Annotated in this window: 10 protein-coding genes and 1 pseudogene; 3 read left to right on the top strand and 8 right to left on the bottom strand. The window is 70.7% G+C overall.

Annotated features, from left to right (window positions below):
• Both M878_RS58495 and M878_RS58490 read right to left on the bottom strand, forming a co-directional pair.
• Window positions 1-1,055 (bottom strand): AAA family ATPase (locus tag M878_RS58495; RefSeq protein WP_023545798.1); only part of this gene is annotated, 1,055 nt, incomplete at its 3' end.
• A 175-nt stretch (window positions 1,056-1,230) separates the two neighbouring features.
• Entirely contained in the window at window positions 1,231-2,064 is an 834-nt protein-coding gene (locus M878_RS58490) for a helix-turn-helix transcriptional regulator (protein ID WP_023545797.1), read from the bottom strand.
• A gap of 114 nt (window positions 2,065-2,178) precedes the next feature.
• Between M878_RS58490 and M878_RS58485 the strand changes: the two genes are divergently transcribed.
• Entirely contained in the window at window positions 2,179-3,852 is a 1,674-nt protein-coding gene (locus M878_RS58485) for an AMP-binding protein (protein ID WP_023545796.1), read from the top strand.
• A complete protein-coding gene (locus M878_RS58480) occupies window positions 3,849-5,459 on the top strand; it encodes an AMP-binding protein (protein WP_023545795.1) in 1,611 nt (536 codons plus the stop codon). Before M878_RS58485 ends, M878_RS58480 begins: the two co-directional genes overlap by 4 nt.
• A gap of 26 nt (window positions 5,460-5,485) precedes the next feature.
• Here M878_RS58480 and M878_RS58475 read toward each other — a convergent pair.
• Window positions 5,486-5,872 (bottom strand): annotated as a pseudogene (locus tag M878_RS58475) (hypothetical protein); the annotation flags it as partial.
• 991 nt (window positions 5,873-6,863) lie between these two features.
• Here M878_RS58475 and gcl point away from each other — a divergent pair.
• Window positions 6,864-8,651, top strand: a complete 1,788-nt coding sequence (gene gcl / locus M878_RS58470; protein ID WP_031224551.1) for a glyoxylate carboligase — start codon at window positions 6,864-6,866, stop codon at window positions 8,649-8,651.
• 246 nt (window positions 8,652-8,897) lie between these two features.
• Here the strand turns inward: gcl and M878_RS58465 are convergent, their stop codons facing one another.
• The 5 genes from M878_RS58465 to M878_RS58445 all read right to left on the bottom strand — a co-directional run bounded on the left by M878_RS58465 (window position 8,898) and on the right by M878_RS58445 (window position 13,980).
• Window positions 8,898-9,131, bottom strand: a complete 234-nt coding sequence (locus M878_RS58465; protein WP_023545789.1) for a hypothetical protein — start codon at window positions 9,129-9,131, stop codon at window positions 8,898-8,900.
• Window positions 9,132-9,715: 584 nt separating this feature from the next.
• Complete coding sequence (locus M878_RS58460) at window positions 9,716-11,179, bottom strand: catalase (protein WP_023545788.1); 1,464 nt, start codon at window positions 11,177-11,179, stop codon at window positions 9,716-9,718.
• Window positions 11,180-11,401: 222 nt separating this feature from the next.
• A complete protein-coding gene (locus M878_RS58455; RefSeq protein ID WP_023545787.1) occupies window positions 11,402-12,319 on the bottom strand; it encodes a 2-hydroxy-3-oxopropionate reductase in 918 nt (305 codons plus the stop codon).
• 43 nt (window positions 12,320-12,362) lie between these two features.
• A complete protein-coding gene (locus M878_RS58450) occupies window positions 12,363-13,202 on the bottom strand; it encodes a TIM barrel protein (RefSeq protein ID WP_023545786.1) in 840 nt (279 codons plus the stop codon).
• 148 nt (window positions 13,203-13,350) lie between these two features.
• Window positions 13,351-13,980 carry a hypothetical protein gene (locus M878_RS58445; protein ID WP_023545785.1) on the bottom strand — a complete coding sequence of 210 codons (630 nt, stop codon included), beginning with the start codon at window positions 13,978-13,980 and terminating at the stop codon, window positions 13,351-13,353.
• Between the last annotated feature and the right edge of the window lie 94 nt (window positions 13,981-14,074).

Raw genomic sequence — 14,074 nt, 5'->3', positions numbered from 1 at the left:
CGCTCGTGCGCGGGTGCCTCCGCGTACAGCGCGGCCGATATCAGCGGGTGCGCGAACCGTACGGCCGGGGCGTCCGGCTCGGTGGCCAGCAGCCCGAGTTCGGCGGCCTGGGCGCACTCGGCCTCGGCGTTCTCCCGGCCGGCCGCGTGCAGCAGCGCAGGGGTGGGCCGGGCACCGGCACTGGCCACGAGCAGGGTGCGGCGGGCCTCGACGGAGAGCATGTCCAGGCGGCTGAGTACCAGCGCCCGCAGCGAGGTCGGCACCGGCAGTGGCTCGCCCGGCCGGGGCGGGGTGGGGCGCTCGGCGAGGGCGCGGCCGAGTTCCAGGGCGAACAGCGGGTTGCCGCCGGACGTGCGGTGGATCTCGCGGACGGTGGAGCGGGGCAGCGAGCCGTGGCCGCGGTGGTCCAGCAACTGGGCGACCTGGGTGCGGGAGAGCGGACCGAGCCGGACCGCGAGGGTGCCCGGCGGGCAGGCGCGCAGCTGCCGGTCGTACTCCTGGCTCTCCTGGCCCTCGGTACGGACCGCGCACAGGAGCTGCACCGGGGTGCCCTCCAGGCGCCGGGCGGCGAAGCCGAGCAGTTCGGCGCTGGCCGGGTCCAGCCACTGCAGATCGTCGGCGACGACGAGGACACCGCCCTCGGCGGCCAGCGCGCGCAGCGCGGAGAGCACCGCGAGCCGCAGGGCGAGGCCGTCGCGCAGCAGGCTGGACTCGCCGCGGCCGGTGAGCGCCGACTCCAGGGCGGTGCGCTGGGCGGCGGGCAGCCGGGGGGAGACCTCGTCGAGGACCAGGCCGAGGAGGTCGGCGAGGGCCAGGAACGGAAGGTGGGATTCGGACTCGGTGGCGGAGCAGCGCAACACGGTGCGTGCGGTGGCGCCGTATTCCTCGGCCAATGCCCGCAGGACGGTGGATTTCCCTATTCCGGCGGGACCGTGGAGCAGCACACTGCCGCCCGAGGCGAGTTGGTCACGGGCGCCGGCGAACAGGTCCTCGCGGCCGATGACCAGGTCGGGGCGGCACCTGGCAGGCTCCTGGAAGTCCCGTCGCACGGTCACCGCTCCCCTCGTGTGTCGTGTCCGGGCCAAATTCTAGGCAACGATCCTTGAAATTCGGACGGAAGCTGTGGTGAGGGAAATAACAAACGGTCACGCATAAGGAAATTCAAGGCGCCTCCGCCTGAATGGACAGGTTTCCTCACGGCCTGTCCCTCGGCGGCGGTCACCGCCCGGCTCACGGCAGCAGCCCCGCCCTGCGGGCCGCGGTCACCGCCTCCCCTCGGGTGTGCGCGCCCAGCTTCCGCATCGCCGAGCGCAGATAGCCCTTGACGGTCTCCGGGCGCAGGCCCAGCCGCTCGGCCACCGCCGCGTTGGTCGCCCCCGCCGCCACCCAGGACAGCACGTCCAGCTCGCGTGGCGCCAGGGCGGTCACGCTCCCGGCGCGCGGTGCTGTGGTCAACAGGCCGCAGGCCGCGAGCAGTTCGGCCCGCAGCGCCGGATCGGTGATACGCGGGGCCAGGGCCCGCAGCGCCGCATGCGCCTCACGCACCTGCTCCCAGGCGGCCCCCTGGTCGACTCCGGCGGGCTCCGGCCGGGCCGCCAGCAGCAGTTCCCACGCCTTGTCCCGCACCACCAGCGCCTGTTCCACGTCCCGTGCGACGGCCATGGCCGCGCCCAGCGTGCGGTCGCCGAGCGGCTGGGCCGAGCGCAGCGCGCCGTAGAGCACCCCGCGCACCCGGCGCCGTACCACCACCGGGACCGCGACGACCGAGCGGATGCCCTCGGCGGCCACCGGGACGTCGTACTCGTGGCTGATCTGCCGGGAGCTGGAGTAGTCCGTCACCGCGCACGGCCGGGCCAGCGCCACCGCCTTGCCGCCGAGCCCGTTGCCGGAGGTCACGGCGAGCGAGCGCAGGGCGGCCGTGGTCGTGCCGCTCAGCTCGCTGATCCGGATCTGCGGCCGGCCGGACTCGACGAGGCCGCCGAAGGCGACGGGAAGTCCCGTGGCCCGCCGCAGCCGGGCGAGCGCGCCGCCGATCTCCACCGTCCCCGCCGCGTCTGCCGTCACCTGTCCGCTCCTTCTGCCGTCCCCACCCCCGTTCGGGGGTAGTGAGACCTGCATCACGGATTAGACGATGCCAGAGAGCCGCCCGGCAATGGTCCGGTAACGAGGAGGAGCCAGATGAAGACGGCGACTGAGGAGTTCCGCTCCGCCCGGGACTTCCTGCTGGAGCACCGTGCGGACTACGCCGGCGCCTGCGAGGGCTTCGCCTGGCCGCGGCCCGCGCACTTCAACTGGGCGCTGGACTGGTTCGACGTGATCGCCGCCGGCAACGACCGGACCGCGCTGCACATCGTCGAGGAGGACGGCGCCGAGACCCGGCTGTCCTTCGCCGAGATGTCCGAGCGGTCGAACCGCGTGGCCCGGTGGCTGCGTGAGCGGGGCGTCGCCGCCGAGGACCGCATCCTCGTCATGCTCGGCAACCAGACCGAGCTGTGGGAGACCGCGCTGGCCGCGATGAAGCTGCGCGCGGTGGTCATCCCGGCCACCCCGCTGCTGGGACCCGCCGATCTGCGCGACCGCGTGGAGCGCGGCCGGGTGCGGCATGTGATCGCGCGGGCCGAGGACACCGCGAAGTTCGCCGACGTGCCCGGCGGTTACACGCGGATCGCGGTCGGCGGCCGGCCCGAGCAGGGCTGGCAGCCGTACGAGGACGCGTACACCGCCCCCGCCGATTTCCTGCCCGACGGCCCCACCCTGGCCGACGACCCGCTGATGCTCTACTTCACCTCCGGTACGACCGCCCGCCCCAAGCTCGTAGAGCACACCCACACCTCGTACCCGATCGGGCACCTGGCGACCATGTACTGGATCGGCCTCAAGCCCGGTGATGTGCATCTGAACATCTCCTCGCCGGGCTGGGCCAAGCACGCCTGGTCCAATCTGTTCGCGCCGTGGAACGCCGAGGCGACCGTCTTCCTCTTCAACTACGCCCGCTTCGACGCGGCCCGGCTGATGGCCGAGATGGACCGGGCTCGGGTGACCACCTTCTGCGCCCCGCCGACCGTGTGGCGCATGCTCATCCAGGCCGACCTCGGCCTGCTCGCCACCCCGCCCCGCGAGGTGGTCGCCGCCGGTGAGCCGCTCAACCCCGAGGTCATCGAGCAGGTCCGGCGGGCCTGGGGCGTCACCATCCGGGACGGCTTCGGGCAGACCGAGACCGCCGTGCAGGTCTCCAACAGCCCCGGACAGGTGCTCAAGACCGGCTCCATGGGCCGCCCGAGCCCCGGCTACCGTGTGGAACTCCTCGACCCGGTCTCCGGCGCGCCCGGCGCCGCCGAGGGTGAGATCGCCCTCGACCTGTCCGAGCGACCGGTCGGCCTGATGACCGGCTACCACGGCGACCCGGACCGCACGGCGGAGGCCTTGGCGGGCGGCTACTACCGCACCGGGGACATCGCCTCGCGCGACGCGGACGGCTATCTGACCTACGTCGGCCGCGCGGACGACGTCTTCAAGGCCTCCGACTACAAGATCAGCCCGTTCGAGCTGGAGAGCGCGCTGCTGGAGCACGAGGCGGTGGCCGAGGCCGCCGTCGTGCCCGCGCCGGACGAACTGCGGCTCGCGGTGCCGAAGGCGTACGTCGTCCTCGCCGGGGGCTATGAGCCCGGCCCGGACACCGCGAAGGTCATCTTCGAGCACTCCCGCCAGGTGCTCGCCCCCTACAAGCGCATCCGCCGGCTGGAGTTCGGCGCGCTGCCCAAGACCGTCTCCGGCAAGATCCGCCGGATCGAGCTGCGCGAGGCGACGGCCCAGGGCTCGGCGAACGAGTACCGCGAGGAGGACTTCCGGTGACCTCACAGCTGTCGTACGCGCACGGGACCGGCCCGACCGTCCTGCTCGCAGACACCATCGGCGCCAATCTGGACCGAGCCGTGGCGGCATGGCCGGACCGTGAGGCTCTGGTCGACGTGCCGTCGGGCCGGCGGTGGACCTATGCCCGATTCGGCGCGGACGTGGCGGAGTTGGCGCAGGCGCTGGTCGCCGCCGGCGTCGGCAAGGGCGACCGGGTGGGGATCTGGGCGGTCAACTGCCCGGAGTGGGTGCTGGTCCAGTACGCCACCGCCCGTATCGGCGCGATCATGGTGAACATCAACCCGGCCTACCGCACCCACGAGGTCGAGTACGTCCTGCGCCAGGCGGGGATCTCCCTGCTGTTCGCCTCCCGGCGGCACAAGACCAGCGACTACCGGGCGATGGTCGAAGAGGTGCGGGGAAACTGCCCCGAGCTGCGCGAGGTCGTGTACATCGGCGACCAGAGCTGGGAGGAACTGCTCGGGCGGGGGAACCCTGACGTCACGTACGCGGAACTGTCCTGCGACGACCCCATCAACATCCAGTACACCTCGGGGACCACCGGCTTCCCGAAGGGCGCCACCCTGTCCCACCACAACATCCTCAACAACGGTTACTTCGTCGGGGAGTCGGTCGGCTACAGTGAGCAGGACAGGATCTGCATCCCGGTCCCGTTCTATCACTGCTTCGGCATGGTGATGGGCAACCTCGCGGCCACCTCGCACGGCGCCTGCATGGTCATCCCGGCCCCGTCGTTCGAACCGAAGGCCACCCTGGAGGCGGTGCAGCGCGAGCGCTGTACGTCCCTGTACGGCGTGCCGACCATGTTCATCGCCGAGCTGAACCTCCCCGACTTCGCGTCGTACGACCTCTCGACCCTGCGCACCGGCATCATGGCGGGATCGCCGTGCCCGGTGGAGGTGATGAAGCGGGTCGTCGCCGAGATGCACATGGCCGAGGTCTCCATCTGCTACGGCATGACCGAGACATCCCCGGTGTCGCTGCAGACCCGCCGGGACGACGACCTGGAGCACCGCACCGGCACCGTCGGCCGGGTCCTGCCGCACCTGGAGGTCAAGGTGGTCGACCCGGCCACCGGAGTCACCCAACCACGCGGCACGGCGGGCGAGTTGTGCACCCGCGGCTACAGCGTGATGCTCGGCTACTGGAACGAACCCGAGAAGACCGCGGAGGCCGTCGACGCGGGCCGCTGGATGCACACCGGGGACCTGGCGATGATGCGCGACGACGGCTACGTCGAGATCGTCGGCCGGATCAAGGACATGATCATCCGGGGCGGAGAGAACATCTACCCGCGCGAGATCGAGGAGTTCCTCTACGGCCACCCGAAGATCAGGGACGTGCAGGTCGTCGGGGTGCCGCACGAGACGTACGGCGAGGAGGTCCTGGCCTGCGTCATCCCACGGGACCCCGCCGACCCGCTCACCCTGGAGGAGCTGCGCGCCTTCTGTCGGGGCCGGCTCGCGCATTACAAGATCCCGAGCGTGCTGCGGATCCTGGAGGCCTTCCCGATGACGGTGAGCGGAAAGGTACGCAAGATCGAACTGCGGGAGAAGTACGCGACTTCGGACAGGGCGGCCGAATGACGCGCAGACGTGTGCGCGGTAGGTGATCAGGCGCCGTCGGTGCTCAGGTCGCCCGCCGGTGTGTTGACCGGGCGGGGGGTGCCCGTCAGGTCGAGGACGAACAGGGGGACGCACAGGGCGTCGGCCCGGCTGCGGGCGTCGTCCGTGTAGCCGGCCAGGGAGAAGTACACACAGTCCGCGGACTCCGTCATCGCCGTCAGCCACAGGCACTCCACGTCCCGAGGCGCAGCCGGTCGTACGGTCGGGTCCACCTGGGCGAGGACCCCGTGGCCGGCCAGCCCGATGCCGTTCGGCGGGCGCTGGTCGGCGCGGCGGATGTCCCGGTAGCCGAGCCAGCGCAGATAGAGCGCGGCGGTGGTGACGGCGTCGCGGGCGGTACGGATGGTGCGCGGCTGGAAGGCGGGGCGGACGGGTCGCGTGCCGGATCTGGTGGCCGCCGCGGGCTGGGACGGCGAGGCCGACGCGGACTGGGGCGGCGTGGTCGGCGTGGACGGGGATGGCGTGGTCGACCTGGGCTGGGGCGGCGTGGTCGGCGTGGGCTGAAGCGGCGAGGCCGATGTGGGCTGGGGCGGCGTGGTCGATGTGGGCTGGGGCAGCGTGGTCGACGTGGACGCGGATGGCGTGGTCGACCTGGGCTGTGGCGGCGTGGTCGGCGTGGGCTGAAGCGGCGAGGCCGATGTGGGCTGGAGCGGCGAGGCCGATGTGGGCTGGTACGGCGTGGACGGGGATGGCGTGGTCGGCGTGGGCTGGGATGCCGATGGCGGCGCTGGTGTCGCTCCCGGTGTCGTGTCTGGCTCGAAGGCCGATGGTGGCGCCGAAGCCGGCTCGGATGGCGCATCCGGCGTCGAGTCCGGCCCCGCTGTCGCGGTCGCCGTCTCCGGCGCGGGTGGTACGGCCACCGGGATACGCAGGACCGTGCCGCAGGGGCAGCCCAGCTCCGGGTGCGGCCAGTGGTTGCGGCGGTCGCAGCGGGTGCACGGCAGCGCGATCCACTCGTCGTCCCAGGCCCGGTGCTCCGTAACGACCGGCTCCGCGGCCGGATCGAGGCGCGGCGCGGTGGGTGTGCCGCACGCGCACGGATACACCGGCGCGGTGTAGAGGTGCTCGCGCCGGCAGGCCGGACAGCGCACCGGCATGCTCTCGGGCATGGCCCACTCCCAGGCGTCGCGTCGGGACAGCGCCTCTCATCGTCCTCCTCGCGCACCCCGCTTGTCCGGCGCTTGCCATGTCTTCACCTCTCTTCACCTCTCTTCGCCTCTCTTGACGTCATTGAAGAGCGCTTCTACATTGATTCCAGATAGTAGAAGTTAAGTTCCGTATTGCGGAAGTTTGACACTCTGGAGGCTGTGCTCACCGCGGGGCGCGACGGGAGTACGCATCCGACAGCCGAAGCAGGAGTACTCGATGGCTCGTATGACCGCTGCCCGCGCGGCAGTTGAGATCCTCAAGCGCGAGGGCGTCACCGACGCCTTCGGTGTGCCGGGCGCGGCGATCAACCCCTTCTACAAGGCCCTGAAGGAGGGTGGCGGCATCAACCACACCCTCGCCCGCCATGTCGAGGGCGCCTCGCACATGGCCGAGGGGTACACGCGTACCAAGCCGGGCAACATCGGCGTCTGCATCGGTACCTCCGGTCCGGCCGGCACCGACATGATCACCGGCCTGTACTCGGCCATCGGTGACTCGATCCCGATCCTGTGCATCACGGGCCAGGCGCCCACCAGCGTGATCCACAAGGAGGACTTCCAGGCCGTCGACATCGCCTCGATCGCCAAGCCGGTCACGAAAATGGCGGTCACCGTCCTGGAGGCCGCGCAGGTCCCCGGCGTCTTCCAGCAGGCCTTCCACCTGATGCGCTCCGGCCGTCCCGGCCCGGTCCTCATCGACCTGCCGATCGACGTCCAGCTCACCGAGATCGAGTTCGACCCGGAGACGTACGAGCCGCTGCCCGTCTACAAGCCGGCCGCGACCCGCGCCCAGATCGAGAAGGCGATCTCCTTCCTGCTGGCCGCCGAGCGCCCGGTCATCGTCGCCGGCGGCGGCATCATCGGCGCCGACGCCGCCGACCTGCTGGTGGAGTTCGCCGAGCTGACCCAGACCCCGGTCGTCCCGACCCTGATGGGCTGGGGCGCACTGTCCGACGACCACGAGCTGAACGCCGGCATGGTCGGCGTGCAGACCTCGCACCGGTACGGCAACGCCAACTTCCTGGAGTCGGACTTCGTCCTCGGCATCGGCAACCGCTGGGCCAACCGCCACACCGGCTACAAGCTCGACGTCTACCGCCAGGGCCGTAAGTTCGTCCACGTCGACATCGAGCCCACTCAGATCGGCAAGATCTTCCCGCCGGACTACGGGGTCGTCTCCGACGCCAAGGCCGCGCTGGAGCTGTTCGTCGAGGTGGCCAAGGAGCTGAAGGCCGCGGGCAAGCTGCCCGACCGTACCGCCTGGGTCGCCTCGACGCAGGAGCGCAAGGCGACGCTTCTGCGCCGTACGCACTTCGACAACGTCCCGATGAAACCGCAGCGCGTGTACGAGGAGATGAACAAGGCCTTCGGCCCGGACACCCGGTACGTCACCACCATCGGCCTCTCGCAGATCGCCGGCGCGCAGATGCTGCACGTCTACAAGCCGCGCCACTGGATCAACTGCGGCCAGGCCGGCCCCCTGGGCTGGACCATCCCGGCCGCGATCGGCGTCGCCAAGGCCGACCCGGAGTCCCCGGTCGTCGCCCTGTCCGGCGACTACGACTTCCAGTTCCTGATCGAGGAGCTGGCGGTCGCCGCCCAGCACAAGATCCCGTACGTCCATGTCCTGGTGAACAACGCCTACCTGGGCCTGATCCGGCAGGCGCAGATCGGCCTGGACATCAACTTCCAGGTCAACCTGGAGTTCGAGAACATCAACACTCCGGAGATCGGCGTCTACGGCGTGGACCACGTCAAGGTCGCCGAGGGCCTGGGCTGCAAGGCGATCCGGGTCACCGAGCCGGACCAGCTGGGCGCCGCGTTCGAGCAGGCGAAGAAGCTGGCCGCCGAGTACCAGGTGCCGGTCGTCGTCGAGGCGATCCTGGAGCGGATCACCAACATCTCGATGAGCCGCACCATGGACATCAGCGACATCTCCGAGTTCGAGGAGCTGGCCACCGAGCCGGGCCACGCGCCGACGTCGATCAAGCCGCTGAAGGTCTGACGCTGAACGTCTGACACCGCCAGGCACGCCAAGGGCGGCCCGTCCCCGCGGACGGGCCGCCCTTTCGCGTCCCCCGTGGCACCCCCGTGCGTCCCCCGTCGTGGGGCCCGCCGCCCCCGTGCCGACGGGCCCCTGATGCCCGTACTCTGCCCGGCCGCGGGGGTGGTCGAAGCCTGTGCCGCGGTGTTCAGAGGTTGATTTGAGGATGGCGTAGCCCGGTTACGACCACTGCCGTACGCCCTGTCGTCACAGCTCGTGCTCCGACAGGCCCGGCCAGTCGTCGGGCCCGCCACCCTGCCACTCGATGAGATCGCTCTCCTCCACCTCGATCCGGTCCAGGTCGGCCAGCCGCAGGATCTCCACGACGTCGTCCAGATGCGAGGCGATCCCCAGGGTCACGTCCCCCTCGGTGACCCGCCGGGAGCCGTCCAGGGCGGGGGAGTGGACCACGATGTGCGGGTAGTGCGTCGGATTGCCCATGGCTTCAGCGTGCGACGCGGGGCGCCGATACGCACGCCGGTGACGCTGGAGTGGCGGCTGTGCGAGGTGCGGAAGGAGCTTGTACGGCTGGGCTTCGAGGAGCGTTACCGGTGTGGCTGGAGCGCCTGCTGAGAAGCAACCGCGTCGAGGCGGTGGAATGCCGTCCAGCTCGTGCCGGGTGACGAGGCCGGCATCCCGCTGACAGGCGCGGACAACGCCGAACGCTCCCTCGCCGCAGGCATCGAGCCGGCGTGGGGAGCGTTCTCGGGTGATGGCCGTCCGACGGCACGAGGCTGGGCGCGACAGGACGTTCGCGCCGCCGGACGGAGCGGGTGGCCCCCCTGGCGGGGGGCTGGGTGGGACCGCGGCGGATGCGACGGAACCGGGATTCCCTTCCCTCTGGTCGAGAAGGGGGCTCGGTCCTTCACCACCGCACTGGCTCGCACGCCGCCACGGTCCTCGCCCTGCCCGCGCCCACCGCCGTACAGCCACCCCTCATCCGGGCCGTACGGCGCCTCGCGCGGGCCGCGTGCGGATTCCTGACCTCCCGTCAGACTCCGCACGCCGCTTGCTGGTTACTGGTCTCAGTCCTCGCGCAGGGCGCGGACCGCCTCCTCCACGCGCTTGCCGTACTCCGGGTCGGCGGCGTGGAAGTGGGCCAGGTTCTTCTCGATCACGTCGTCGCGGGAGACCTGCGAGAGGCCGCCGGCGATGTTCGCGACGAGGCGGGACTTCTCCTCCTCGGACATCAGGCGGAACAGCTCGCCCGCCTGGAAGAAGGCGTCGTCCTTGGTGTGCAGCGGAGCCTCGTGGTTGCCCGTGTAGCCGGAGACCGCCAGGGGGGCCGACAGCGGGCGGCCGGTCTCGGCCGGGCCGTCGTAGGAGTTCGGCTCGTAGTTCTTGGCGCCGCGGCCCTGGCCGTTGACCGCCATGAGGCCGTCGCGGCCGTAGTTCTGGGCGCCGCCCGCGACCGCCTTCGGGGCGTTCACGGCGAGCTGGGTGTGGTTGACGCCCAGGCGGTAGCGGTGTGCGTCCGCGTAGGCGAACAGGCGGCCCTGGAGCATCTTGTCGGGGGACGGGCCGATGCCCGGAACGAAGTTGTTCGGGGAGAACGCGGCCTGCTCGACCTCGGCGAAGACGTTGTCCGGGTTGCGGTCGAGGACCAGGCGGCCCACGCGCTGCAGCGGGTAGTCCTTGTGCGGCCAGACCTTGGTGAGGTCGAACGGGTTGAAGCGGTAGTCGGCCGCCTCGGCCGCCGGCATGATCTGCACGTAGAGAGTCCAGGACGGGTGCACACCCCGCTCGATGGCCTGCAGCAGGTCCGTCTGGTGGGAGTTGGGGTCCTTGCCCGCCAGCTCCGCGGCCTGCTCGCTGCTCAGGCAGCGGATGCCCTGGTTCGTCTTGAAGTGGTACTTGACGAAGAAGGCCTCGCCCTCCGCGTTCGTCCACTGGTAGGTGTGCGAGCCGTAACCGTTCATGTGCCGGTACGACGCCGGGATGCCGCGGTCGCCCATCAGCCAGGTCACCTGGTGCGTGGCCTCGGGGGCGTGCGCCCAGAAGTCCCACACGTTGTCCGGCTCCTGCTTGCCGGTGAACGGGTCCCGCTTCTGCGAGTGGATGAAGTCGGGGAACTTGATCGGGTCCTTGATGAAGAACACCGGGGTGTTGTTGCCGACGAGGTCGTAGTTGCCCTCCTCGGTGTAGAACTTCAGCGCGAAGCCGCGCGGGTCACGGACCGCGTCCGCGCCGCCGAGGGAGTCGGCGACCGTGGAGAAGCGCAGGAAGACCTCGGTGCGCTTGCCGATCTCGCTCAGGAAGTCGGCGTGGGTGAAGCCGGTGACGTCGTCGGTCACCTCGAAGTGGCCGTACGCGCCGGAGCCACGGGCGTGCACCACGCGCTCCGGGATCCGCTCGCGGTTGAAGCGCGCGAGCTTCTCCAGGAGCTGCTGGTCCTGGATCAGGAGCGGGCCGCCGACGCCGGCGGATGCGGAGTTCTGGTTGTCGGCGATCGGGGCGCCGGCCTCGGTCGTGAGCACGCGCTTCGACATCGTGGACCTTCCGTGCGGATGGCAGCGGAAATCTTCTTCCGCTTTGTGGAGCCTAGAAGTCTTGTGGAGCCTAGAAGTGGGGTGTCTAAACGTCAACAGTTTGTTGAAGTCGATCTGGGGGTGATCTGAAGGTGATCTGAAGGTGGTTCCGGGCGGCGCCGGCGCCTGGGCGCGACAGGACAGGTGTCAGCGGCGGCGCCGCCCGGAAGTCTCAGGGGTACGTCAGACCTGGGCGCCGGACAGGCGCTCCACGGCCCGCAGCAGGGCCGAGTGGTCCAGACCGCCGTCGCCCTGGGTGCGCAGCGAGGCGACCAGCTGGGCGACCACGGCACCGACCGGCAGGGCGGCGCCGACGTTGCGGGCGGCGTCGGTGACGATGCCCATGTCCTTGTGGTGCAGGTCGATCCGGAAGCCCGGCTTGAAGTCGCGGTTGAGGAAGTTGTCCTTCTTCCGCGTGAGCACGGTCGAGCCGGCGAGGCCGCCGTTGAGGACGTCCAGTGCGGCCGCGAGGTCCACGCCCGACTTCTCCAGGAAGACCACGGCCTCGGCGCACGCCTGGATGTTCACGGCGACGATCAGCTGGTTGGCCGCCTTCACGGTCTGGCCGGAGCCGTGCGGGCCGCACAGCACGATGGTCTTGCCCAGCGCGTCGAAGATCGGCTTGGCGATGTCGAAGTCGGCCTGCTCGCCGCCGACCATGATCGACAGCACGGCCTCGATGGCGCCGGCCTCACCGCCGGACACCGGGGCGTCGAGCACCCGGATGCCCTTGTCCTTGGCGGCGGCGGCCAGGTCGACGGAGGTCTGCGGGGTGATCGAGGACATGTCGATCAGCAGGGCGCCCTGCTTGGCGTTCTCCAGGATGCCCTCGGGGCCGTAGGAGATGGCCTCGACGTGCGGGGACGCGGGCACCATGGTGATCACCACGTCGGCGTCGCGCACGGCCTCGGCGATCGAGCCGGCCGCAGTGCCGCCGGCGGCGGCCAGCCGGTCCAGCTTGTCCTGCTCCAGTGTGAAGCCGGTGACGTCGTAGCCCGCCTTGATCAGGTTCTCGGACATGGGGGAGCCCATGATGCCGAGGCCGATCCAGGCGATCGCCGGGCGGGTCGGGCGGGAAGAATCCGTGAGGTTGTTGCTCATGATTGGGGGTGCCTCTCTCAACTGCCTTGCAGAGTCAGGGGGTTCAGCGCGCGGCACGCGCTTCGCGCGGGAGCCAGTCGAAGGCCTCGGCGCTCGGGCGGTCGCCGGCCTTGTACTCAAGCCCGACCCAGCCGTCGTAACCGGCCTTCTTCAGCTGGTCGAGCAGCTCCTCCAGTGGGAGCGAGCCCGTCCCGGGGGCGCCGCGGCCGGGGTTGTCCGCGATCTGCACGTGCCCGGTCTTCGCCGCGTACTGCTCGATGACCGAGGGCAGGTCCTCGCCGTTCATCGACAGGTGGTACAGGTCCATCAGGAACTTGGCGTTCCCGAGACCCGTCGCTGCGTTGACCTTGTCCACGATCTCGATCGCCTTGGGTGCGCTCACGATCGGGCACTTCGGTGACTCGGGCTGGTTGAGGGCCTCGATCAGGACAGTCCCGCCGACCTGGCCGACGGCCCGGGCCGCGAGGACCAGGTTCTCCAGGGCGAGCGCGTCCTGCTCGGCCGGGTCCACGCCGTCGACGCGGTTGCCGTACAGGGCGTTGAACGTCGTGCAGCCCAGGGACTGGGCGAAGGCGATGGCCACGTCGATGTTGGCGCGGAACCTCTCCGACTCCTCGCCCGGGATCGACAGGGCGCCGCGGTCCGGGCCCGGCAGCTGCCCGGCGTAGAAGTTCAGGCCCGTGAGCTGGACGCCCGCGTCCTCGATCGCCTTCTTCAGGGCGTCGAGCTCGGACTGCTCGGGGGTGGGGGAGTCGACCCAGGGCCACCACAGCTCGACCGCCGTGAAGCCCGCCGCGGCGGCCGCCGCGGGGCGCTCCAGGAGCGGGAGTTCCGTGAAGAGGATCGACAGGTTGACGTTGAAGCGCTGGTCTGCGAATCCCACGGGGACGGCGCTCCCTTCCCTTGATTCCGTATTGCGGAAGTTCGTTTCTGCTGTATGGAAAGATTGCCTGCGGGGGTGGAGGACTGTCAAGAGAGCCCACGAAAAAGTGCCCCCGCGCGATCGCGCGGGGGCACATGTGAAGGCCTGGTCAGAGGGCGTCGACGCCGCTCACCTTCCAGCCGTCGGAGGTGCGGGTGAGCGTCATCCGGACCCGGTTCAGATCCAGCCGGGGTTCGGGGACCTGGGTGCTCTCGGTCACCTGGTTGACGAAGAGCAGGACGACGGCCCTGTCCGGTGTCGCCGACACGACGGAGACCGCGGGGGCGCCGCCGTCGGTGGGGGCCGCCACGGTTGCCTTCACCACGCCCTGGTATTTCGTCGCGGTCGGCGCGACCACCGTCTTCGTGGTCCTGCCGTACTCGTCGCGGAAGTGCCCGGTCAGCAGGGCCCGGGCCCGGGTGAAGTCGCGGTCCAGGTGCCGGTAGTCGTACGACAGCACGACCGGCGCCGCATTCCGTGCGGCCGCGAGGGCCTCCCCGCGGGCCTGCTCCGCCTGCCGCCCCTCTTGGTACCGCCAGCCGAGTACGGCGGCCGTGACCAGGGCGGCCACGAGTACGGCACCCAGTACCGCGATGAGTACGCGCCGTCCGGCCTTGCGCGGGGGCGCGCTCTCCTCCGGCCCGCTCTCCTCCGGCTCATTCTCGGCCGACTCGGGTGAGTCGGACGGCTCGGGCTCCGGCGGGTCCTCGCCGTCCGCCGGGGGATCGATGAGCAGCACGTGCCCGGGGGAAGCCTCCTCCTCCTGGCGGGCGGCGCGCTCCGGCCGCCCGGCGCGCTTGGCCGCCGCGTCGGGCGGCCGCGGTCAGGGTCCT

Origin of the sequence: Streptomyces roseochromogenus subsp. oscitans DS 12.976 (assembly GCF_000497445.1) — a bacterium.
In the GTDB taxonomy this organism is placed as follows: domain Bacteria; phylum Actinomycetota; class Actinomycetes; order Streptomycetales; family Streptomycetaceae; genus Streptomyces; species Streptomyces oscitans.
This window is presented reverse-complemented; position numbering and strand designations above follow the sequence as displayed.